21 protein-coding genes and 1 pseudogene are annotated in these 21,938 nt (G+C 69.8%); 21 read left to right on the forward strand and 1 reads right to left on the reverse strand.

The features are described from left to right. Window position 1: 1 nt before the first annotated feature. The 11 genes and pseudogenes from WJ438_RS00160 (at window position 2) to WJ438_RS00210 (ending at window position 12,496) form a co-directional block, all read left to right on the forward strand. Window positions 2-1,939 (forward strand): hypothetical protein, encoded by a 1,938-nt coding sequence (locus WJ438_RS00160; RefSeq protein WP_406723407.1) that lies wholly within the window; start codon window positions 2-4, stop codon window positions 1,937-1,939. After that, complete coding sequence (locus WJ438_RS00165) at window positions 1,833-2,735, forward strand: hypothetical protein (RefSeq protein ID WP_406723408.1); 903 nt, start codon at window positions 1,833-1,835, stop codon at window positions 2,733-2,735. Before WJ438_RS00160 ends, WJ438_RS00165 begins: the two co-directional genes overlap by 107 nt. Window positions 2,736-2,776: 41 nt before the next feature. Next, window positions 2,777-3,322 carry a hypothetical protein gene (locus tag WJ438_RS00170; protein ID WP_406723409.1) on the forward strand — a complete coding sequence of 182 codons (546 nt, stop codon included), beginning with the start codon at window positions 2,777-2,779 and terminating at the stop codon, window positions 3,320-3,322. Then, a complete protein-coding gene (locus WJ438_RS00175) occupies window positions 3,319-3,888 on the forward strand; it encodes a C40 family peptidase (protein ID WP_406723410.1) in 570 nt (189 codons plus the stop codon). Before WJ438_RS00170 ends, WJ438_RS00175 begins: the two co-directional genes overlap by 4 nt. Window positions 3,889-4,132: 244 nt before the next feature. Continuing rightward, window positions 4,133-4,534 (forward strand): hypothetical protein, encoded by a 402-nt coding sequence (locus WJ438_RS00180; RefSeq protein ID WP_406723411.1) that lies wholly within the window; start codon window positions 4,133-4,135, stop codon window positions 4,532-4,534. Continuing rightward, window positions 4,510-7,132, forward strand: a pseudogene (locus WJ438_RS00185) (ATP/GTP-binding protein). Before WJ438_RS00180 ends, WJ438_RS00185 begins: the two are co-directional and overlap by 25 nt. After that, complete coding sequence (locus tag WJ438_RS00190) at window positions 7,129-8,043, forward strand: replication-relaxation family protein (protein ID WP_406723412.1); 915 nt, start codon at window positions 7,129-7,131, stop codon at window positions 8,041-8,043. Before WJ438_RS00185 ends, WJ438_RS00190 begins: the two are co-directional and overlap by 4 nt. A gap of 223 nt (window positions 8,044-8,266) precedes the next feature. Beyond that, entirely contained in the window at window positions 8,267-8,659 is a 393-nt protein-coding gene (locus WJ438_RS00195) for a helix-turn-helix domain-containing protein (protein ID WP_406723413.1), read from the forward strand. A gap of 377 nt (window positions 8,660-9,036) precedes the next feature. Further along, entirely contained in the window at window positions 9,037-9,615 is a 579-nt protein-coding gene (locus WJ438_RS00200; RefSeq protein WP_406723414.1) for a TetR family transcriptional regulator, read from the forward strand. Window positions 9,616-9,717: 102 nt separating this feature from the next. Next, on the forward strand, window positions 9,718-11,328 hold the full coding sequence (locus WJ438_RS00205; protein ID WP_406723415.1) for a GMC family oxidoreductase: 1,611 nt from the start codon (window positions 9,718-9,720) through the stop codon (window positions 11,326-11,328). A gap of 160 nt (window positions 11,329-11,488) precedes the next feature. Then, the gene (locus WJ438_RS00210; protein WP_406723416.1) at window positions 11,489-12,496 is read left to right on the forward strand and encodes an IS630 family transposase; all 1,008 of its coding nucleotides are present in this window, start codon (window positions 11,489-11,491) and stop codon (window positions 12,494-12,496) included. A gap of 10 nt (window positions 12,497-12,506) precedes the next feature. Here WJ438_RS00210 and WJ438_RS00215 read toward each other — a convergent pair whose 3' ends face one another. Beyond that, on the reverse strand, window positions 12,507-14,201 hold the full coding sequence (locus tag WJ438_RS00215; protein ID WP_406723417.1) for an ISAzo13 family transposase: 1,695 nt from the start codon (window positions 14,199-14,201) through the stop codon (window positions 12,507-12,509). A 250-nt stretch (window positions 14,202-14,451) separates the two neighbouring features. On the opposite strand from WJ438_RS00215, the gene WJ438_RS00220 reads away from it, so the two are divergent. The 10 genes from WJ438_RS00220 (at window position 14,452) to WJ438_RS00265 (ending at window position 21,930) form a co-directional block, all read left to right on the forward strand. Next, window positions 14,452-14,580 (forward strand): hypothetical protein, encoded by a 129-nt coding sequence (locus WJ438_RS00220; RefSeq protein ID WP_406723418.1) that lies wholly within the window; start codon window positions 14,452-14,454, stop codon window positions 14,578-14,580. A gap of 351 nt (window positions 14,581-14,931) precedes the next feature. Beyond that, window positions 14,932-15,540 (forward strand): hypothetical protein, encoded by a 609-nt coding sequence (locus WJ438_RS00225; RefSeq protein ID WP_406723419.1) that lies wholly within the window; start codon window positions 14,932-14,934, stop codon window positions 15,538-15,540. Further along, entirely contained in the window at window positions 15,498-16,373 is an 876-nt protein-coding gene (locus tag WJ438_RS00230; RefSeq protein ID WP_406723420.1) for an ATP/GTP-binding protein, read from the forward strand. Before WJ438_RS00225 ends, WJ438_RS00230 begins: the two co-directional genes overlap by 43 nt. Before the next feature lie 21 nt (window positions 16,374-16,394). Next, window positions 16,395-17,099, forward strand: a complete 705-nt coding sequence (locus WJ438_RS00235) for an SAF domain-containing protein (RefSeq protein WP_406723421.1) — start codon at window positions 16,395-16,397, stop codon at window positions 17,097-17,099. Beyond that, complete coding sequence (locus WJ438_RS00240) at window positions 17,099-17,926, forward strand: hypothetical protein (protein ID WP_406723422.1); 828 nt, start codon at window positions 17,099-17,101, stop codon at window positions 17,924-17,926. The genes WJ438_RS00235 and WJ438_RS00240 overlap by 1 nt, the downstream gene beginning before the upstream one ends. Then, a complete protein-coding gene (locus WJ438_RS00245) occupies window positions 17,916-19,415 on the forward strand; it encodes a CpaF family protein (RefSeq protein WP_406723423.1) in 1,500 nt (499 codons plus the stop codon). The genes WJ438_RS00240 and WJ438_RS00245 overlap by 11 nt, the downstream gene beginning before the upstream one ends. Continuing rightward, entirely contained in the window at window positions 19,412-20,362 is a 951-nt protein-coding gene (locus WJ438_RS00250) for a type II secretion system F family protein (RefSeq protein ID WP_406723424.1), read from the forward strand. Before WJ438_RS00245 ends, WJ438_RS00250 begins: the two co-directional genes overlap by 4 nt. After that, the gene (locus WJ438_RS00255; protein ID WP_406723425.1) at window positions 20,359-21,243 is read left to right on the forward strand and encodes a type II secretion system F family protein; all 885 of its coding nucleotides are present in this window, start codon (window positions 20,359-20,361) and stop codon (window positions 21,241-21,243) included. The genes WJ438_RS00250 and WJ438_RS00255 overlap by 4 nt, the downstream gene beginning before the upstream one ends. 46 nt (window positions 21,244-21,289) lie before the next feature. Further along, window positions 21,290-21,505: a hypothetical protein gene (locus tag WJ438_RS00260; RefSeq protein WP_109383442.1), complete on the forward strand. Its 216-nt coding sequence runs from the start codon at window positions 21,290-21,292 to the stop codon at window positions 21,503-21,505. After that, window positions 21,505-21,930: a TadE/TadG family type IV pilus assembly protein gene (locus WJ438_RS00265; protein ID WP_406723426.1), complete on the forward strand. Its 426-nt coding sequence runs from the start codon at window positions 21,505-21,507 to the stop codon at window positions 21,928-21,930. The genes WJ438_RS00260 and WJ438_RS00265 overlap by 1 nt, the downstream gene beginning before the upstream one ends. The last annotated feature ends 8 nt before the right edge of the window (window positions 21,931-21,938 follow it).

A 21,938-nucleotide genomic window follows, 5' to 3' on the forward strand; every position in this document is an offset into this window, starting at 1 on the left:
GATGTTCCGTCCAGACCGCGCAACCCTGCGCTCGGCCGGCTTCACCCTGCTGCTCACCGGCGTGTTCGTCATGGTGAACAGCCAGGTCGTGTACGCGGCCGGCAGCAACAGCGAGACCGGAGACCTGCTCGCCCCGCTGAACATCACCTCCTCCGAGGGGGTGCCGATCAACGGCTACGAGCTGAACGCCGACAGCGGCTCCATCGTTGCCTTCAAAACGCAGGCCTTGGCCTTCGCCCTGTCCGGGCTGTTCACCCTGATCCGGCTGCTGGTCGGCCTGGCGGGATGGGCAATCGAGCTGGCCTTCCGGTTTCCCCTGCTGAAGATCCTGGTCCGCCCGGCTCAGAAGGTCGCCGACACCTACGACAACGTGGTCGTCGACACGCTCGGGCTGAAGGGCCTGCTGCTGGCATGGGCGTTTGTTTTCGCGGGGTTCATGATCGTGCGCGGTCGTGTCGGCCGCGGTCTGGGCGAGATCTTCCTGACCCTGCTCATCGGGGCGATCGCCGCCTCGGCTCTCATCCGCCCCGACACGCTGCTCGCCCAGGACGGACCCCTGGGGCAGTCCCAGCAGGTGGCCGCCGAGGTCGCCCAGCAGAGCGTCAACTCCTACGACTGGGGCGGCAAGCTCGCCAGCCGTGGCCCGTGCGCCGGCATGGCCAGCATGCAGGAGGTCAAGTGCGCGGAACGTGAAGGCGAGAAGCCTGTCTCCGCCGAAGAGGTGGCCCGCCCGATCCAGGACTCGGTCACCAACGCGCTGATCGTCAAGCCGTACATGCTGCTGCAGTACGGGCGCATCCTCGACCCCGCGAAAGATTCCGACCGCAAGGCCTACGCCGTGCACCTGAAGTGGGTGACCGGCGGCTACAAGGCCACCGAGGACACAGGCGACAAAGACAAGGAGGACCCCTGCGAACTAATCGAGGGCCCGGGCAAGCAGTACTGCGAGCGCGACACCGACGACACCCCTGGAAACGACGGCAACGACAGCCTGCCGGAACTCACCCCCGGTGGGGAACTGTTGGACGCCTCCAACGCAATCGTCACCGACGAGGACCGCGAGTTCTACGCCTTCATGCAGGACATGAAGAAGGCCGGCGATGTCGGCAAAGCGTGCGCCGACTATGCGCACAAGCCCACCTGGTGGCGCGTCGGCGGCGCCGCCCTGCTGCTCATCGCCGCGCTGTTCATCTGCGGCATGCTGTTCTCCAGCGCCATCGTGCTGCTGGGCACCCAGGGCATCTGCGCGGCGGCCGCGGCCGCGGGCGGCGTCACCTTCATCGCCGGCATGCTGCCCGGGCCCGCCCGCCAATCCGTGTGGAAATGGCTGTCGATCTGGGGCATCTCGGCCCTGACCGTGGTCGGGATCTGCGCGTTCATCCCGTTCTTCGGCATCGCCGTCGACGCCATCATCACCGACGGGCCCGACTTGATGGTGGAGCGGATCCTGCTGATCGATGTCCTGGCCGTCGCGGGCGCGGCCGGGCACCGCAGGCTCCTGACCGGGATCACCTCCTTCGGGCGGCGTATGGCCATGCGGATGCGCTACGCCAAGGTTGGCGGCACGCACATGCCCGGCGACACCTCCGAGCTCGGCGCCGCACTCGCCATGAACTCACCCGCCGCGCTCGGCGGTTACGGCGGGGGTTTGCGCGCCTTCACCGGTGGCGGGGGCGGCCGGTTCGGGCTGCTCGGCACCCGGCAGCGCCTGATGGGCGCGCTGATGTCGCTGTTCGAACGGGGCGGGCATGCCCGTGGACACCGGACGTGTGCTCGCCGATGCCACGGCCGAAGCAGGGCGCGGGCTCGCCCCGCTCACCGCGGCGGCCGCCGTGGGCGGGGCGGGTGCACGGCTCGGTGCGAAGGGCGGCCACTGGCTGCTGATCGGCCGGCGGCCGGACAAGGAGCAGCTGGCCAAGTGGCGCAAGCCCACGGCTGACGGCGACCCGGACGCGGGCGGCCCGTCCGGCGGACCCGGCGGCGGGTTGGGCGGCGGGGGGCCGCGCCGTCCCGGCGGGCCGCTCGACCGCTACCGCGACGAGGACGGCCAGGTCGTCGACCGCCGCTCGGGACAGGTGCTGCACGACCAGAACACCGACCGCACACTGCTGTCGACGCGCGCACACAACCGCCTGGTCCGTTTCCGCGGATACCGCATCCTCAACCGGGGCGGCCGCGCCGCGTACGGGGCGACGGTCGGTCTCCCGGCAGGCGTCCGCCGGGCCCGATCGGGCGGATCGCAGTACGCGCAGGACGCCCGCCAGCAGGTGCGGGTGTGGGGCAACACCGTCCGCGAAGACGGCCGTGCCTGGGCCGAGGCGGGACGGCAGGTCGCCCGGTCCGGCCCCTTCCGCAGCCGCCGCCTCCCGACAGCAACGACAGTGCCCTCCCCGCGGCCGAACCCGGTGCAGCCGCCGACGGCGCGTACCGGCAGCCCCGCGGGCCGTCCGGGGCCGGCCCCGGCTGGGCCGAGCGCGCCGGCGTCTCCGGCGGGAGGCAGCACCACGCCGACGTCCCCGACCCGGCTCGCGAGCGGGAACGCCCCGCGTCCGGCGAGCCCTGCGCCCAACCGGACGGGCTCGACCCTTCCCGGCGGAGGCAGCGCCGGCAACACCACGCGCGACGAAGCGCGTCGACGGATGCAGGAGCTGATGCGGCGGACCGCTCCCGACGCGGAGCGTCTGCGCCGTGAGCGCAGCCAGCGGCCGCCGGCCGAGGACGGTGATGCCGAGTGAAGCGGGCCCGGCGCCGCCTGGGGCGGTGGGGGTGCCTGAGTGTGCTGCTGCTGTTCACCGCCGTGTGCTGCGCGGCTCCTGTCTCGAACGCGATCAGCGCGTACGTCGCGCTGCAGACCGGGCTCCAGGACGATGACGATGGTGGGATCGCCGACGGCGGCAGTGCGGCGGACACCCCCGCCCGGATGCTGACTGCTTACAAGAAGGCCGCCTCGCAGGTCGGGAAGTACGTGCCCACGTGCCAGGGCATGCGCTGGCCGATCCTGGCCGGGATCGCCAAGGTCGAGTCGAACCACGCCATCGGCCGCAACATCGCCGACCACGGCGACATCCGTCCGAAGATCTACGGGGTGCTCCTCAACGGCTCCGGGCCGGCGGGAACACCACCGTCTTCCCGGACACCGATGACGGAAAGTGGGACGGCATCGCCAGCGGGGAGCGGGCGGTCGGGCCCTTCCAGTTTCTGCCGTCCACCTGGGAGGGCGTCGGCGAGGATGCCAGCGGGGACAAGACAGCCGATCCGCACAACGCCGACGACGCAGCCCTGGGCGCCGCCGTCTACCTGTGCGGCAACGGACGGGACTTGACCAAGCGGGCTCAGCTCAAGGCGGCGATCTTCCAGTACAACCACTCCAATGAGTACGTCTCGAACGTGTTGGGCTGGATCGACCAGTACACGGCGGCCGCGAAGGACCCGGACCTGAAGAACGTGTCCGGGAAGGTCCGCACCGTGATCGAGGCGGCGCTCTCCCAGCGCGGTGTGCCCTACTCGTGGGGCGGCGGCAACGCCAAGGGCACGTCGTACGGCAGTTGCTGCTCCCCCAGCGGGAAGAGCGGCGCAAGCATCAAGGGCTTCGACTGCTCGGGGCTGACCGTGTACGCCTACGCCAAGGTCGGCATCCAACTGCCGCGCCTCGCGGCCGCCCAGGCTGGTGTCGGCCTGCGCATCCCCGCCCGTCTCGGCACCGGCGCGCTCAAGGCCGGCGACCTCGTCTTCTATGCCGACGCCCCTGGCCGCGACGCGACGATCTATCACGTCGGGATCTACCTGGGCGGCGGGCAGATGGTCAATGCCGCCCGTCCGGGAACCGTTGTCCGCCTGGACGCGGTCAACTCGATGTCGGGCTACGCGGGAGGGGCCCGGCTGCTATGACCAACTCCCCGGCGCGCTCGCCGCGCCTGCTGCTGATCGCCACCGTGGTCCTGGTCCTGGCCGGGGTGATCCTGCTGACGGTGCCGCACACACCGAGCGCACCCGCGACGTCGGCGCCACCGCGCGCGACCGCCCCCGCGTCGTATCCCTCGGCGACCGCTGCACGCGGCCGTACTGCGCAGGCCAACGGGCCTGCGCCGGCCCGTCCTCCACGACGTCGACGCAGTCAGTTAGTGCGTCCTCCGTGCTGCCGCCGCACGGCGAGGGCGTGGCCGGCGATGCCGCCATCCAGCAGTCATTGGAGGACGCCTGGCCCGCCGACCTTGCCGCCGACGACGAGCAAAGGCTCCTCGCGGCCGGCCGTGGCCTGCTGCGGGCGGACGCCACCGGGATCGGCCGCGCCAAGTGGCCCGCGCTCTTCGGCAACCCGGACCAGGCGATCGCACCGGCGTTCTCCACCGCCCGCTTCCGCATCCAGGCCGCCATCGCCCGCAGCGACGGCAGCCCGGACAAGGCGGTGGTGCACCTGGTGTGGGCGGGTGCCGACCGCGGCGGCACCTACATCGACCGGCGCATCACCGACTGGTACTTCGCCCGCACCTCGACGAAAGGAGGGGCCACGTGGACGCCTCAACCCCGCACCTGACCGACCGGGCGGATGACACGGCGGCCGGTCAGGTTCTCGGTCTGCTGGCCGGCCTGGCCGACGCCGCTCGCTGGGTGATCACCCACTGGTACGTGCCCATGGCGGCCGCGGCCGTCGTCTGGGCCGTGGGCGAGATGGTGGTGCGCCGTCTGGCAAGGAAGGCCTCGGCCGAGCGGATGGCGCTGGAACTCGTGCCGTCGCAGCACTTCGACCCCGGCCTGGAGGAGATCTTCCGCCGCGGGGTCCAGCTCGCCCGGGCCTCGACGAGCATGCCGTGGTGGGCGCCCAGGCGGTTGAAGGCGGTGCAGATCCGGCTGCGCGCCGACGGCTCCAGCCCGTTGCGCTACCGGATCGAAGGTCCTGCCGGCGGTGAACGTCTGCTGTCGATCACGCCGTTCGGTCCCGCCGTCACCGTGAACCGGGCCCGTCCCCTCGTCGACAAGCCGCGTGAACATGTGGTGCGGGCGGAGTTCGTCCTGCGCGGCAAGCCCACGGCCCCGCTGCGGGACGTTCCGCTGGACCCCGACCCGCTGCAGCCTCTGATCGACGCCGTCTCCGATCTGCGGGCGGAGCTGGGGGACCTGGCCGAGATACGGCTCGACATCCAGCGGGCCCCCAAATGGGCGCTGCGGGCCCGGCGTCTGCAGCTGATGTCGGACGCCCGCCGCAGGGAGCGGCGCGAGGCCCAGCGCGCCGCCCGGTGGGTGCGCCAGGACGCCACCGGCATCGAGGACTCACTGGCCTGGCAGCTCCAGCAGTTGGTCAGCGGCAAGCAGGGCGGGGGCGGGCGCCGTCTGGTCATGCCGCCCGTCCCCCGCCGGGTCGAGCCGGCCGAGGCGCTGGGCAAGCTCGCCGATGACGACCACCTGGTGCGCGTGCAGCTGCTGGTGATGTGCGCGTCGAACACCGAAGGCCGGTCCCAGGCCCGGCTCGCCCAGCTCCAGGCCGCCTTCGACGTGTTCGGCGGCGGCTCACGGTGGGCGATGCGCGGATGGCGGATCGGCCCGTGGCGGTTCGGGGCGGACCGCTGGCCCAGCCGCCGCGGCTTCGAGCGCCGCTGGACGTTGGGTCACTGCCAGCCGCCCCGCCCGAACTGGGTGCGCCTGGAGGAACTGACCGGCCTGCTCAAGCCGCCCACGGTGCACTGCCGGCTGCCGCTGCTCGCCTCAGACCTGCCGACCTTCGAGTTCGACAACCCCACGTTGCTGCTGCAGGGCATCTACCGCGGCCCCGACGGCCGCCGGCGTCTGGTCGCCAGCTACGCGAAGGAGACGCTGTTCGAGGTCGGCGTGGGCAAGGCGGGCGGCGGCAAGACCGAACGCGCCCTCGCGCAGGCGATCGGCTGGGCTCACGCCGGAGGCGGGCTCATGTTCGTCGACCCGCACCGCGACTCCTGGCCCCGCGCTCTGCCGTTCCTCGCCCACGACACGCTGATGGACCGGATCGCGCTCATCGACCTGGGCGCCCATGGGCCTGCGCCGCAGGTGAGTTCGTGGAACCCGCTCGGCATGCACCAGGGCCAGGTGGCGCACGAGGTCGTCGAGGCCACGGCGGACGCCTACGCGTCCGCGCTCGGCTGGGACGACGCCAGCGCACCGCGCGCGCTGACCATCCTCACCGCCTCCCTGGCAGTGCTGGTGGCCGTCAACGAAGCCGCCTGCCAGGCCGGGCGCCCCGAAGACCAGGCCACGGTCTTCCACGTGCGGGCGCTGCTCACCGACCCGGTCTTCCGCGCTGCGGCGCTCGCCGGGGTTCAGGGGCGCCTGGACGAGGAGACCCGCTCCTGGTGGCAGACGGTGTTCCCGACGCTGCCCGTCGACTCCTTCGCCGTGGTCCTCAACCCGATCGCCCGCCTCGCCGCCAACCCCGTCACCCGCGCGTTCCTCGGGCAGGCCAGGCCGCTACAACATCCGCGCCGCGATGGACTCGAAGATGATCGTGTGGGTGTGCCCGGGCGGCAACGGTCCCACCGACCGGCTGATCACCGCACTGCTCGCCCGGGACCTGCTGCGCGCCGTGCGCTCCCGCCGGGATACCCCCGAGGCCCAACGGGTGCCGTTCCGCCCATACTTCGACGAGCTGATCACCCTGACCGGCGCGGCCGCAGAGACGATCGCCAGCATGTTCGAGGACTTCCGCAAGTACCGGGTCCACGTCCACGGCATGACCCAGCTGCTGGCCCGCCTGCCCATCCCGGTGCGGCTCTCCCTGGTCCAGAACGCCTCCACTCTGGCGTCCACCGCCGGCTCGCAGTCCGCCATCGCTCCGATCACCGCGGAATGGGGCGACCGGCCCGGCCCTGACGTCGTCGCCGCCCTGGACCGCTTCGAGCACTACATGTCGCTGACGGTCAGGGGCCGTCGCGTCGGCCCCGTCCGGATCACCGGCCCGCACCTCGACGAGGTCTTCGCCGACTACGCCCGCCCCCGCCAGGCGGCGGCACTCGAGCGCGCCGCCCGCGCCATGGCCGGCGCCGAGCCCCTGGACCAGCTCACGACCCGCGCCACCGACCAGCTGGGCCGAGTCGGCGACTTCCTCGCCCAACTCGCCCCCACCACCCCGCCAGCCGGACGGCTGCAGAAGAAGGGATACCAGTGACCGCCACCTTCGAGGCCGTGTCGCCCGGTCGCACGCCGAGCCCGGTCGAGCCGCTGCCTCATCAGCTCCTGGCCGTGCTGGGGCAGCACCGGATGGCGACCACCGGTCAGCTCCACGGCCTGCTGCGCCCCGGCACGGCGCGGCAGACCGTCTCCGCGCCGCTGAACAAGCTGCGCCGTGAGGGCCTGGTGGACTACACGGTGCTGCCGCAGTCCAACCGCTCCCGCGCCTGGTATCTGACGGGCGAGGGGGCCCGGCTGGTGAGGGACTTCCCCGCCCTGCGGGGCCGGCCGCCGTATCCGATCACCTCGGCCACCGCTGCCTCGTTGAAGACGCCGCACACCCTGACCGTGGTCCGCACCCACCTGGCGTTCGTCGCCGATGCCCGCAGGCGTGGCGACGAGCACGGTCACCTGGACTGGACGCCTGAGGTCTCCCACCCGCTCAGCGACGGCGAGAAGATCATCACGGATGCGCTGATGCACTACACGCTCATCGGCGAGGAGCAGCGGACGAAGCTCAGGGCGTTCGTCGAGGTCGACCGGACGACCATGAGCAGCGAGCGGCTCGCGTCGAAGTTGATCGAATACGCGCGGCTGTGGTCGTACGAGCCGCAGCCTGTCGGCCGGTCCCGGGCGCGTCAGTCGGTTGTTCCCGGTGCCGTCTGGCTGCGCTGGTATCCGGTGTTCCCCCGGGTCCTGTTCGTGCTTACCGGCGCCTCCCGGTACGTCCTGGGCAACCGGATCAACGACCTGCAGGCCATGGTCGCGCAGCACCCGCTCGTGGGCACGCTGGCCCGGCAGGTGCCGCTGGGCGCGGCGGTCCTGGACGACCTCGAACTCCAGGGGCCTACCGGCGATGTCTGGGTACCTCTGGTCGGCGGCGAGCCGCGGCCGTGGACCGAGCTGTGACGTGGCGGCCCCGTGGCCGCCTGATTGTCGCAGTCTCGCAACTGCCTTCGAACCCGCTTGAATTTTGCTCACGCGAATGACTAAGCGGATGACCTCAAGTTCTGCGCGGAATCCGCTGCGGTGACGTCGGCGTCTGGCGTGGTGATCGCTGACGCAAGGACCTCGCCGGGTGTTGGATCGAGGTTGAGCAAACTACGACAAACCCGGCGAGGTCAGAGTCAGTATGCGCCCGGTATCCGTGCACGCCAACCCTCCTGGTCCGGCGTACCAACACCTGTACCACCCGTTGCATCACCAATGGCGGGAGGCCGCCCGCACGGTGATGGTGCTGCTGTCCGCGGCCGGCCTGACTGCGGACGAGATCGGCGAGCTGCTCGGCTACCACCCGGCCACGGTGCGCCGGTGGATCCACCGCTACAACACCGACGGCGTCCCGGGTCTGGCCGACCGCCCCCGCCCCGGGCGGCCCCGGCTCGGCGGAGCGAGGCTGGGCGAGCGCATCCGTCGCCTGCTGACCCGCCCCGGACCATTCGCGGCGTTAAGCCTCTTCTGCCATTGGATTGATCTTTGCGCCGTCGAAACTGCCGATGATCTACCCGACAACAAGATTCCCTAGCTGCTGAGCGGACCGGCATGCCGGTGGCCGAGGTTCCTGCTTACGTCGGCATGGGGGCCGGTGCCGGCTCGCACGCAGCAGGGATGGCACTCCTCACCGACCGCGCCGCAGCCATCGAGGTGCAGATCCGGCAACTGTAAGACGACCTTCGTGTCGTCAGGGCCATAATGACGCACCACGCCGACCTGCTCGCCCGAGAGCTGGACTGCGAGGATGAGATGGACGCACTTCGGGTCTGTGGGTATCCGCCACCGTCCCCCTGGTGCCCGGGGGGTGGTGAAGTCGGCGGTGCCGCTCCACGAAGGTGATGCTCATCCTGATAAAGCCCGAACTAGGAGAAATTCGTGGGAGCTAAGCGTCCCCTGGGGAGGCCCCCGGTGTCGTCGCGCCAGGACGTGGAAGCGGCCGCCGTCGAGCTCTTCTTGGCGCGTGGTTTCGAACAGACCACCGTCGATGACATTGCCGCCGCCGCCGGAATCGGCCGATCCACCTTCTTCCGCTACTTCCCGGCGAAAGCCGACGTTCTCTGGCTGCCCTTCGACCATCATCTCGACCGTCTGTCTGCCACCCTTGCCGAGCGCCCACTCGCGGAGCCCCTGACGACGGCGATCATTCACGGGGTCATGCAGGCGATGCGGGAGAGCGGCGACCCGCGCGGCGTGTGGCTTCGCAGGTTCGTCGCGCAAGAGGAGCAGGCCCTCCAGGAGCAGGAGTCGGTGCGCTGGTCTCGCTGGGCGGCCGTGGTGGCCGGCTTTGCCGCCAAGCGGCTTCCCGGGGCGCGGGGTGAGCTCGCGGCCGCCATGTTGGGCGCGGCAACCCAGGCGCTGATTCGTTCCATGCTGCGCCGTAGGGCCGGACAAGACACGCGCACCGAGACCGTCCTAGACGAGATCGAGCGTGAGCTGTATGCGCTGCTCGGCCCTCTCCAGGCGTGGCTGGACCAGATCGGGAGCTGAGTCCTTGGTCCCCTTACTTTTGGGACTGAGTCCCGATACTCTCGGTGGGAGAGGACTCTTCACCACATGGGTGGGGCCGCATAGCGCGAAGGAGCGTCCCTCATGGGTCATGAGGATGCGTTTGACTACATCGTCGTCGGGGCCGGTGCTGCTGGCTCGGTGCTGGCGAACAGGCTCACGGCGAACCCGACTGTGTCGGTCCTGCTGCTGGAGTACGGCGGACGGGACCGCAACCCCATGCTGTACGTCCCGAAGGGCTTCTACTTCACGCTGAACGGCGATCGCTACACGTACCACTATCCGACGAAGCCCTTCAAGTCGGACGGGACAGGCGAGCCCTGGACCCGTGGGAAGGTCATGGGCGGCTCCACAACCGTCAACGGCATGATGTACACGCGCGGGTTCAAGGAGGACTACGAGGAGCTCGTCAAGCTGGGTAACCCGGGCTGGGGATGGGAGGAGATCCTGCCCATCTATCTCCAGATGGAGGACCACCAGCTCGGCGCATCCCCCATGCGCGGCGCCGGCGGACCGTACGGTGTCTCGCTGCCCGAGGTCGACGAGGCCGCCAAGCTGGTGCTGGAGTCGGCCCGCTCCATCGGACTGAAGGTCGTCGCGGACACCAACGCCGAATCCGGCGAACGGATCGGCATGACCCCGTCGAGCATCAAGAACGGGGTGCGCGTCTCGGCTGCCAGCGCCTTCCTCCGCCCGATTCGCCACCGCGCCAACCTGACCGTGCTGGACCGCACCCGAGTCGGCCAGCTGCTCTTCGACGGCAACCGAGTCGTCGGCGTGCGCGCACGGAGACGCGGCCGGCAGGTCGAGTTCCGGGCGCGCCGCGAGGTGCTGGTCTCGGCCGGCACCGTCGAGAGCACCATGCTGCTCGAGCGGTCCGGCATCGGCCGCGGAGACGTTCTCTCCCGGGCCGGCGTCGCGCTCCGCGTCGAGAGCCCCAACGTGGGCGAGCGGGTCATCGAGCAGCGCGGTGCGACCATGCAGGTCAAGTTCAAGCGACCCGTCGGGATGACCGAGCACCTCAACACCCTGCCGAAGCAGGGCTGGGAAGGGTTCAAGTACCTGCTGACCCGACGCGGTGCCATTGCGGACGCCGGTTACAACATCCTTGCAGGGATCGCGTCGTCACCCGAGCACGCCGACCACCCCGACATCCAGGGGCTGTTCGTTCCACTGGCGCTCGACGCGACCAGCTTCGACTCGGTCAAGCTGGCCAAGCACTCCGGGGTAATGTTCCTGGGCTACGGCATCAAGCCCACCACGACGAGCTCCATCCACATCACCTCTGCCGATCCGGACGCGCTGCCCGAGATCGATGCGCATTACCTCGAGACCGAGGAGGACCAGAGGGTGGCCTCGGCCCTGCTCGACAAGGCTCGCGAGGTGTTCGCGGCACCGCCGATCGCCGACCTCATCCAGGAGGAGGAATACCCGGGACCGGCCGTGTCAACGCACGAGCAGGTGCTCGCCTATGCGAAGGAGCCCGGCGCGACGATCTATCACGCCGTCGGAGCGAACGGAATGGGCCCCAACGACGACGACGTGACCGATTCCCGGCTGCGCGTGCGCGGAGTGTCCGGCCTGCGGGTCATCGACGCCTCATCCTTTCCGATCCAGGTCTCCGGCAACACCGCCGCACCGACGATGGCGCTCGCCTGGCGCGGTGCGGACATGATCGCTGAGGAGGACTCCTGATCCACGGGTGGGATTAACTAAGCGGATGACCTCAAGTTCTGCGCGGAATCCGCTGCGGTGACGTCGGCGTCTGGCGTGGTGATCGCTGACGCGAGGACCTCGCCGGGTGTTGGATCGAGGTTGAGCAAACTACGACAAACCCGGCGAGGTCAGAGTCAGTATGCGCCCGGTATCCGTGCACGCCAACCCTCCTGGTCCGGCGTACCAACACCTGTACCACCCGTTGCATCACCAATGGCGGGAGGCCGCCCGCACGGTGATGGTGCTGCTGTCCGCGGCCGGCCTGACTGCGGACGAGATCGGCGAGCTGCTCGGCTACCACCCGGCCACGGTGCGCCGGTGGATCCACCGCTACAACACCGACGGCGTCCCGGGTCTGGCCGACCGCCCCCGCCCCGGGCGGCCCCGGCTCGGCGGAGCGAGGCTGGGCGAGCGCATCCGCCGCCTGCTGACCCGCCCCGGACCATGGACGATCCGACGGATCCGGCACCGCCTGGGCCAGCCGAAGATCAGCCCGCACACCGTGTACCGGCGAGTGCGCGAGCAGGCTGCCTGGCGCCGGCCCCGCCTGGTAGCCAAGGGCGACTCGAACCGGCGGCGCGTCCTGGCCGCCCTGCGCCGCCAACTCGCCTGTCTGCCTCGCGGATCGGTGGTCCTGGCCGAGGACGAGACCCACCTGCAGTGGCTGCCGCACGTACGGGCCACCTGGACCCTCCACGGCACCCGCCACCGAGTGGCCACACCCGGAACCAACCGCCGAAAAACCGTCTTCGGCGCCCTGGAGATAACCACCGGCACCTGGCACTACACCTTCAACCGCCGCACCGCCACCGCGTTCATCACCTTCCTCCAGGCCCTGCTGGCCGCCTACCCGGCTGCCCCGGCCGTCGCGGTGATCTGTGACAACGACGCCATCCACCACGCAAAGGCGGTGACCGCCTACCTGGCCGTCCACCCCCGCCTGCACCTGTTGTTCGGCGCCCGCTACAGCCCGCACGACAACCCGGTCGAGCGCATCTGGGCCGCGCTGAAGGCCCACCTCGCCAACACCGCCGTCACCTGGCCAGGCCGTCTGCGCCAAGTCCATGCCTTCTTCCGACAGCGCTCGTCCGCCCAGACGCTGACCACCGCCGCGCCCTGGGCTTCGCCCTGGCTCCCCAAGCATTAGGGTCTGCCGATCAATAACTCGCCGTCTTGATCTCTGGCGTGGGGATGCCGAGGCGTGCGGCGTAGTCGGTGAGGTCATCGAGGGTGGCCAGCTGTGTTTCGGCGGGTTCGGCGGTGTGCCCGATGTCGTGGAGGAGTCGGCGGGTTCGGCTGATGGCCCGGTTGAGGGTCACGGGTGTCACGGTGAAGAGGGGGGCGATGACGACCTGGGGGAGCTTGAACCGGTGGTAGAGGATGGTGGCCAGGAGCCGGTCGACGAGGGTGAGACCGGGGCGTCGGCCGGTGTAGAGGCCAGCGGCGGGGGTCTTCTGCCGGTCACCGCCGCGTCGCTGATGGAGGTCTGCTTCCCGCTGAGCCGCGCGGGCCGCGGCCAACTCGGTGACCAGGGAGTCCCACCGTTCGTGCGGGATGCCGGTGAGGGCGGGATGAGTCAGCCAGTCGCGGCCGGGGCCGGCTTCGTTCTGGGGCGGGATCGGAAGGACGCCGTCCCGGCGGTGTTCCTGGGGACGGAGGGTGTAGTTCCAGTCGCCGTGCCAGTCGTGGCGGCTCAGTGGCAGGGCGTTGAGCTGCCCGTCACTGATGCGGACGCCGGTCTCGTAGATGGCGGTGTCGAGTTCGGCGCGGACAGTCAGCCCCGTGCGGGTGGTGGTTGCTGCGATGCTGTTCACGATGACTTCATGGCTGGTCAGCGGCCTACCCCGCCAGTTCATCGTGATGTGGGAGAACAGTCGGTGCTCGATTCGGTTCCACTTGGATGTGCCCGGAGGAAAGTGACACACGGTGATCTCCCGGCCGGTCTCGACAGCCAGCGCGGCCAGCTCGAACTTCCAGGCCCGGGTGCGGTAGCCGTTGGAACCGCCCGCGTCCGCAGTGATCAGCAGACGGTGTGAGCGCGGGTAGGTGTCACGCCCGACCGCGTGCCACCAGCGGCGGATCGAGGCGACGGCGAAGGCTGCGGTGTCGTGGTCGGTGCCGACGTTCACCCAGCCCGTGTCCGCGGTCAGGTCGTAGATCCCATACGGGATCGCCTTGCCCAGATCGGCATCGGGGAAGTCGTGGGTGCTAACCCGGACCGGATCACCTTCGCGACGCCACTCGTGGCCGGCGTTCTTGTAGTTGCCGACCAACTCCTTCTTCTTGGTGTCCACGCTGATCACCGGGTCCCCGGCGGCCTGGAAGTCCTTGGCCTGGTCGTTGATATAGCGGAACTGCGCATCCCGGTCCGGGTGTTGGGCCCCCTCGACGGTCTTGGCGTTGCCCTGGAGACTGAAGCCCTCCTTGCGCAGCACGGCCGCCACGGTGTCCGCCGAGACCGGGTGTCCCTGTCGGGTCAGCTCGGCAGCCAGTTGCCGGGTCGACTTCGTCGTCCACCGCAGCGGCGACATCGGGTCCCCGCGTACATCCGGCTCCACCAAGGCCAGCAGCGCGGGCCGAAGGCTCGGATCCAGGTCCACCGCACGCTTGCGGCCCCCACCGGACCGGCGCACTCGCCCCAACGGCGCCTCGCCGGACTCCAGTTCCGTCACCCCGCGCGACACGGTGCCCTCCCGGACTCCGGCCGCACGAGCGACGAGCCTGATGCCCCCATGGCCCAGCGACCGTGCCTCTGCTCCTATGGCCAGCCGCCGCTGCCGCTCGTCGAGATGCGGGAACAGCGTCGCGAACTTCGCGGCCAGGGCCGCCTCGATCCCCTCTGGTCTCCCCATACCACAACAACGATCCTCAGAGCCGGAAGCGACGGCTTGTTTCCCGGCAGACCCTTACGCGCAGAACTTCAGGCAAGCCGCTTAGTTTACTTCTGCACGGCGGGGCGCCAGCTCGGACTTCCTTTCTGTGCACCGACCTTAAGGGATGCAAGATGACGCGAACACTGGCAACATTCGCAGCACCGAACATTCCACCCAGGGGGTGTGGCCCCTCCGGACACAGGCCGTCTCGTACATCGGGAGCGCCTGCGTGGTCCAGGGGAGCAGCGACTTCGACCTCACCGACCTGACCGCCGTGTGCTGCCGCTTCCCGGACCGGCACGTCACTCTCGACGGCGACGTGATCACGGTGTGGCCGTCGACCCGGCGGGACAGGTGAGCCCGCTCTGTGACCGAAGCCGGCCGCCACAAAACCGGAGCGTCGAGATCTTGTTCTCGCGAACAGCAGGACGACCGGATCAGATTGGCGCCACCCCCCAGGGAGCGGTTGCGGACGAGAACGCGCGAAGACACCTACCACCAAGTCGGCCGACCGGTTTCAAAAGTGACCAGTTACCTCCCAAGTTGTACGAGTGAACTCACCTACCGGGCTAGGAAGTTGGCAGGCATATGCGTAATCTTGCGGCTACGCAAACGGATCACCGCAGCTGGACCAGGCCGCGATGCCGAGCCGTCGTCTGCCGCAGGGCCGGGGAAGCAGTCGTAGGCACCGCGTCGTACGGGAGGCAACGTGACACTGAAACAACAACGCTCGTCCGGGCTCACAGTCGCTGCTGTTCGCACCCGGAAGCACACATTCGCCCTACTCCTCGCAGGCAGTCTGATGGCCCTGGCCGGTTGCAGCGACAGTGGCAGCGACGCGGACGCGTCACCGCCCAAAACCAGCCCGGCCCAAACGGCCGGCTCGCCGTCCTCCAGCCCCACCGCCGACGCCGAGGACGCCGCTGTCATCGCGGCATACACGAGCTCCTGGGATGCGCAGACCGAGGCCTACCAGAAGGCCTCCTCCGCGGGCACCGACCTGAAGAAGAACACCACTCTCCAGGCCCTGACCGACATCGAGAACGACTTGTCGGCCATGCGCAAGGCCGGACAGGTGACGACTGGAAAACCCGTCATCCATCCGAAGATCATCAAGGTGACCGACGCAGAAATCCCCAAGGCCACGGTCGCGGACTGTGTCGATACCACGAACTGGACGCTGATCGACAAGACCTCGAAGAAAGAGGTCCCGCTGCCATCGGAGCGGCTCACCAAGTACGTCAGCACCGCAACGCTTGAAAAGTGGGGAAAGACGTGGATGGTCACAAAGTTGACCGCTCAAGATCAAGCCTGCTGACCCGGCGCCTCGCCGTACTCACCGGCACCCTCGTCCTGGCCGCGGCGGGCACCGCGCACGCCGGCGACGACCCCGATGTCGGTGCGGGCAAGTGCCAGGTCATCAAGTTCTGCGTCGGCGTCGGCGTGGACGACGAGACCGACGGGAGTGGCGGGCAGGCGGGCGGCTCGCAGGGCAGCAGCGACAGCAAGCTGACGTGCAAGCTAACCAAGGTCGACCCGGAGCCGCCGGCCAACCATCCGGCTTGGAACGGTGCCGACTCCAAGACAAACGACCTGTACTTCCGCAGCTGTTCGGACGGCGGTCAGAACAACCCGGGCGGCTTCGTCGCCGTACCGCAGGGCCAGCCCACGCCCCAGGTGGATCCGCAGGAACTCGCGCAGCGCGCGGTCGACTCCATGACGCTGCTCGGCCCGGACATAGCCAGCCCGAAGGCGGCCGGGAAGTACACCGTGGGCGTCCCGATGTGGATGTGGGTCAACCAGAGCGCCACGACCTACGGGCCCAACACCGCGTCAGCGTCGGCGGGCGGGATAACCGTCACCGCAACGGCGAAGGTGTCGAAGATCGTGTGGCAGATGGGCGACGGCGCCAGCGTGACGTGCAACAGCCCCGGTACGCCCTACCAGGCGTCCGAAGGCATGGCCCAGTCACCGACCTGCGGACACGTGTACTCCAAGACTTCAGCTGGTGCCCAGAACGGCAAGTTCCCGGTCATCGCGACCTCGACATGGACGATCGACTGGCAGGGCGGCGGAGCGGCCGGCCAGCTCATTGAGGTCAGGCAGACCAACGTGCAGGTGGCGATCGGCGAAGTACAGGTCGTCAGGTAACGCCGCCGGAAGGACAGAACGGTGAGCAAGACCCAAGAACGTGTAGACACAGCCCCGAACGGAGTCCCCCAGCAGGGGCGCGTGGCCGGGCCGGTGGCTCCGCCCCGGGTGTCGGCCCGCAGGCGGCGCCCGGGTGTCATTGCCCTGTCCCTGGCGCTGATCGCCGCCGGAGGGGCCGGTGTTGCCGTCCTGCTGCTGCAGGTCGGCAACCGCACCGAGGTGGTGACCGTCGTCCGTGACGTCCAGGTTGGCCAGGTCCTCACGGAAGACGACCTAGGCAAGGCCTCGATCGCCCTGGACCCGGCCGTCAAGGCGGTGCGCAGCGACGACCTGGACTCGGTGGTGGGCAAGCGGGCCGCCGTGGAGCTCAAGTCCGGTTCCCTGCTTGCCCCGTCGCAGGTGACGAAGGACTCGCTGGTGAAGGCCGGCGAGCAGTTGGTGCCGATCGGGCTCGAGCCCAAGCAGATCCCGGCCACCGCGCTGGTGCCGGGCCAGAAGGTGCAGCTGGTGCATGTCCCGGCCCAGGGGGCGACGGACACCGGCAAGACGTCGGACGCCGCGCCGCAGACCATCGACGGACGGGTCGTGAAGGCGTCCAGCGCCGCCCCCGGCACCGGAGTCGTGGTCGTCGACGTTGCCACATCCGCTACGGACGGCCCCACAGCGGCCGCATGGGTGGCGGCCGGCACGCTGCGCCTGGTCCTCGCTGCCCCGGACGGCAGCTGATGGCTGTCATCGCGCTGGCAGGGTGCAGTGGTGCACCCGGTGTGACCACGAGCGCGCTCGCCTTGCTGCTGTCCTGGCCGCTGGAGCCGGGCCGGCGGATGATCCTGGCCGAGTGCGACCCGGACGGCAGCGCCGTACTGCACGGACTGCTGCAGGGCACGCTCGGCGACCGGTACGGGCTGCGGAACCTCTCGGTCGCCGCCCGGCAGGGCGAACTCGGCGACGCGTTCTTTCGTCAGCTGATCGACCTGAGCAGCGAGGACGGCAAGAAGGAATCGCCGCGCGACCGGCTGCTGCTGCCGGGCATCACCGATCCTGCGCAAGCGGCGAGCCTGGGCTCGGTATGGAAGGCGCTGGGGGTCATCTTCCGCGGCATCGAGGCCGAGCACGGCCACGACGTCCTGATCGACCTCGGCCGCCGGGGTGCTTTCGGGCCGTCCGGCGTCCTGGCCGAGCAGGCCGACGCCGTGTTCATGGTCGTGCGCAACACCCTGCGCTGCCTCCAGGCAGCCGAAGGCCGGGTGCGCGCCCTGGAGGAACGGGTCGGCGACGTCAGCGTGCTGATGATCAACGAGGGTCCGTATCCCGCGGGCGAGGTGCAGCGCGTGCTCCAGGTGCCCGTGGTGGCCACCCTGCCGTATGCCCCAAAGGACGCCAAGGTGCTGTCCGACGGCGCCGAACAGCCGCGTCACTTCGCCAGGTCGCCGCTGATGAAGGCCGCCCGGACGGCCACCACGCTGCTGGTTCAGCGGGCTGCAATGCGGCGGGCCCGCCTCGATCCGGGCGGCGTGCGTGCCGCAGGAGGCGAGGTGACCCGTGCGCGGTAGGCCTCTGCACACCGATCCCACGGTGGCTTCGCCGCCCGGTCGCCCCCGGCAGGCGTGGCCGCGCCAGGCGAACGGCACACATGCACCGGCCGGTGCTGCCTCGAGTACGCACGTGCTCGGCGCCGCGGCACCTCAGGTCACCGTCGACTACAAGGTCGCCCGGCACATCGCGGCGCAGGTGGCCAAGCAGCGCGAGGAGTTGCTGAAGACCACGCCGGATATGGACCGGGCGAGCGAAGAGCAGCGCTGCCTGGACTGGATCAACGAGGCGGTCGCCCTGTGGTCGGACGCCCAGGCGATGGCGCCGCAGGAGGACGAAGCGCTGCGGCGTGGCGTCTACGACTTGCTTTTCCGTGCGGGTCGACTCCAGCCGTACCTGGACGATGATCGGGTCGAGGACATCATCATTCAGGGCCCGAACGAGGTGTGGCTCGACTACGGCGACGGCGAACGCCGCATGGTCGGGCCGATTGCCGACTCGGAAGAGGAACTCCTGGAGTTGCTCAGAGAGTTGGCCCGGGGCTCTGGGCACAACGAGCGCACCATCTCCACCGCGAACCCCACCCTCGCCCTGTCCCTGCAGGACGGCTCCCGCCTGCAGGCCATCACCGGACTCGGGCCGATGACCTATGCGGTCATCCGCCGGCACCGGGTCTCCCACGCCGACCTGGACGACCTGGTCCGGCTGGGCACGATCGACCCGATCCTGCGCGAGTTCCTCGGCGCGTGTGTCCGCGCGGAGAAGAACATCATGATCGCGGGGAAGCAGAAGGCCGGGAAGACCACGCTGTTGAGGGCGATGCTCAAGGAGTTCGACCCCGAGACACGGTTTGCCACCATCCAGACCGAGGACGAGCTGTTTGCCCACGCCAACGGCTACCACCGCCAGGTCGTCTCGCTGGTCGGGCGCGAGTCCAATGGGGAGAAGGACGTCACCGGCCGCAGTGCCGGCGAGGTCACGCTGCTGGATCTGATGCACCCGGCGCTGCGGATGTCGCTGGAGCGGATCGTGGTCGGTGAGGTCCGCGGGCCGGAAGTCGTCGCCATGATGCAGGCGTTGACGAACGGCTCGGGCGGCAACCTGTGCACCATCCACGCCCGCCGCCCGGACATCATCTTCGACCGGATCGCCGAGCTGTACGCGCTCGCCCAGGACAACCTGTCCGAGCAGTTGGCCTACCGGCAGACCGCGAACGGCCTGGACTTCATCGTGTACGTCGACATGACGGACGAGACCCAGATCGGCGGGCGCCGTCACCGCTATGTCAGCCACGTCCTGGAGCTGACCGGGATCGGCGAGTCGGGCCGCCCCGCCACCAACGAGGTCTTCTCCCCCGGCACCGAGTTCGGCGAGCTGCGGGCGGTGCCGCGGATGGATCCGGGCTGCGTCGACGACCTGCGCCGTGTCGGCTTCGACTCCGCCCTGCTGCAGCAGCCCTACGGGGCCTGGCAGGCGCCGCTGCCGCTGAAGGTGGGGGCGCGCCGATGATCCTGTTGTGGGGGCTGCTGTGCGGCATGGCTGTCATCGGCGGGTTGGTCGGTGTCGTGGCCGGGTTCGTGGGGACGACGGCGCCGCGCCGGGCTCCGTGGTGGCAGCGGTGGCGCTCTCAGGGTGCCGGGAAGGACCAGAGTGAGGACGTCCGGCTGCGCCGGCGGGCCCTCGCGGTCGTGGCGGTCGTGGTCTTCGCGGGCGTGTGGCTGGTTTCGGGGAACTTCGTGGGCGGCGCTCTGTTGGGTGCGGCCGTCATCGGCGTGCCCTGGCTGATCACCCCGGCGCAGACTGCACAGGAGCGCATCGGCCAGCTGGAGGCCTTGAGTGAGTGGACCCAGCGGCTGGCCGGCCTGCTCCGGCTGGGCATGGGTCTGGAACAGGCGATGATGACCAGTCGTAAGGGCGCGCCCGACGAGCTTGCCCCGCAGATCATCAATCTGTCCGACCGGCTGCGCCTGGGGTGGCGGCCGGAGGCAGCGCTCCGCGCGTTCGCCGATGAACTGGGCGATGTCACCGCGGACAAGGTGGTCGCCGCGCTCATCCTGTCGGTTAACGACCGCGGCCCGGGCCTGGCGCAGGCTTTGGAGGACCTGGCGGGAACGGTGCGCGACGAGGTCGCCCGCAAGCGCGCCATCGAGGCCGACCGGGCGAAGCCGCGGACCACGGTGCGGTGGATGACCATCATCACCGTGGGCGTGGTGGTGGCCGGGTTCTTCGTGCCCAGCTACACCAAGCCGTACTCGACGCTACTGGGACAACTGGTGCTCGCCTTCCTGACGGCCGGGTTCATCGGGGTGCTCGCCCTGATGCGGCAGTTGGGCTCCTTCCGCCGCATCCCCCGCTTCTTGATCACCGATCCGTCCAGCACGGTCCGGCTGCCTGCTCTCGTGACGGAGCCGGACGTCCCGGTCTCCGGTCGGGAGCCGGAAGGAGTCAGCTCGTGAATCTGTTCCCCGTCGTCTTGACCGGCGGCACGGTCGGTGCAGGTCTCACGCTGCTGGTGCGGGAACTCCTGCGCCCCCAGCCCGCGTTGGGGCCCGCCCTCGCGCGCAGCGCCCCGGCCACCTTGACGATGCCTGAGCCGGAGCTGGACCGCGAGGAGGTGTGGGGCCGGTGGCTGCTGGCCCGCCTCGAGCGGCTGCCCGGCGTGCGCATCCCCACCACCAACTTGGCTCTCCTCGGCCAGGGGCCGGGCCAGTTCATACTCAAGAAGGTGGCGCTCGCCGCGCTCGGCCTGCTCTGCCCGGTGATCGCGACGATTCCGTGGATCATCGCGGGCGTCTCGCTGCCGTTCTACGTGCCCGCCGGCGTCGGACTCCTTATCGCGGGGCTGCTGTTCATCACGCCCGATCTCGCGGTACGGGACCAGGCCAGGCGGGCGCGGGAGGAGTTCGCACACGCCCTGTCCGCCTACCTGGACCTGGTCGCGCTCAAGCGGGCCGCCGACGCCGGTCCCACCGAGGCCCTGGAGAAGGCCGCCGAGGTCGGCGCCGGCTGGCCCTTCCTGTATCTGCAGGGCGCGCTGCGCCGGGCCCGGCTGGAGAAGATCCCGCCGTATCAGGCACTCACGGAGCTGGCCGCCGAGTACGACCTGCCCGTCCTGGACGATGTCGCCGACATCATGCGGGGCTCGGCCACCGACGGCGCCGCCGTCTACAAGGCGCTGCGCGCCCGTACCGCCGCTCTCAACGCCGAACTGCTGGCCGACCAGGCCGCGGAGGCCAACGCCGCCAGCGAGAAGATGACCGCCCCGGGAGCCCTGCTCGCCGTCCTGGTCATGCTTCTGATGGCTTTCCCTGCGGTCATCCGCATGCTCACCGTCTAGACCGTCTCAACTCACTGACCCGCTGTAGGAGCAAGGAGTACAGATCATGAACCACACCGCAGCCCGTACCTACCGTGCGGTGCACTGGCTGACCACGCGTCTGCAGGAGGGCCTGGAGGAGGCCAGGCGCCGTCCGGACCGCGGGGACATCAGCACCACCACCGTCATCATCTGGGTAGCCGCTGTCACCGGCGCCGTACTGATCGCCGGGACTATCGCCGTCGTGATCGCCAAGTACAACAGCAAGCTCAACGGGCTGTGATGTCCCGTCCGGAGCGGCTCAAGGACTGGTGGCAGAGGCGGAGATGGCGCGACGACCGCGGTGACACGTCCATCCAGATGGCGATCGTCTTCCCGTTCGTGCTGCTCGCCACGGTCGCCGTCATCCAGGCCTCCATGTGGTACTACGCACGGCAGATCGCCCTGACCGCGGCCCGCGAAGGAGCCACCGCAGCCCGCTCCTACCAGTCGAGCCCGGCTGATGGTGCGGCCCAGGCGCGGAGCGTGCTGGAGCGCACCGCGGGTGACAGCCTGCGCGGCTACAGCGTCTCCGCCAGCAGCAACGGGCAGCGTGTGCGGGTAGAGGTCTCCGGAACGGCAATGTCGATGATCCCGGGCGTTTCCGGCCTGCAGGTCACCCAGTCGGCGTCCGGGGCCGTGGAACGCTGGACGGCCCCGGGAGGGTGAACCACGTG

Source organism: Streptomyces sp. GD-15H, assembly GCF_045291515.1.
GTDB lineage: Bacteria > Actinomycetota > Actinomycetes > Streptomycetales > Streptomycetaceae > Streptomyces.

Bases quoted from the DNA above. Each gene is read 5' to 3' on its own strand.
- WJ438_RS00160 (WP_406723407.1), top strand. From the start codon at position 2: ATGTTCCGTCCAGACCGCGCAACCCTGCGCTCGGCCGGCTTCACCCTG.
- WJ438_RS00195 (WP_406723413.1), top strand. From the start codon at position 8,267: ATGCGCCCGGTATCCGTGCACGCCAACCCTCCTGGTCCGGCGTACCAA.
- WJ438_RS00205 (WP_406723415.1), top strand. From the start codon at position 9,718: ATGGGTCATGAGGATGCGTTTGACTACATCGTCGTCGGGGCCGGTGCT.
- WJ438_RS00210 (WP_406723416.1), top strand. From the start codon at position 11,489: ATGCGCCCGGTATCCGTGCACGCCAACCCTCCTGGTCCGGCGTACCAA.
- WJ438_RS00215 (WP_406723417.1), bottom strand. From the start codon at position 14,201: ATGGGGAGACCAGAGGGGATCGAGGCGGCCCTGGCCGCGAAGTTCGCG.
- WJ438_RS00240 (WP_406723422.1), top strand. From the start codon at position 17,099: ATGGCTGTCATCGCGCTGGCAGGGTGCAGTGGTGCACCCGGTGTGACC.
- WJ438_RS00250 (WP_406723424.1), top strand. From the start codon at position 19,412: ATGATCCTGTTGTGGGGGCTGCTGTGCGGCATGGCTGTCATCGGCGGG.
- WJ438_RS00260 (WP_109383442.1), top strand. From the start codon at position 21,290: ATGAACCACACCGCAGCCCGTACCTACCGTGCGGTGCACTGGCTGACC.
- WJ438_RS00265 (WP_406723426.1), top strand. From the start codon at position 21,505: ATGTCCCGTCCGGAGCGGCTCAAGGACTGGTGGCAGAGGCGGAGATGG.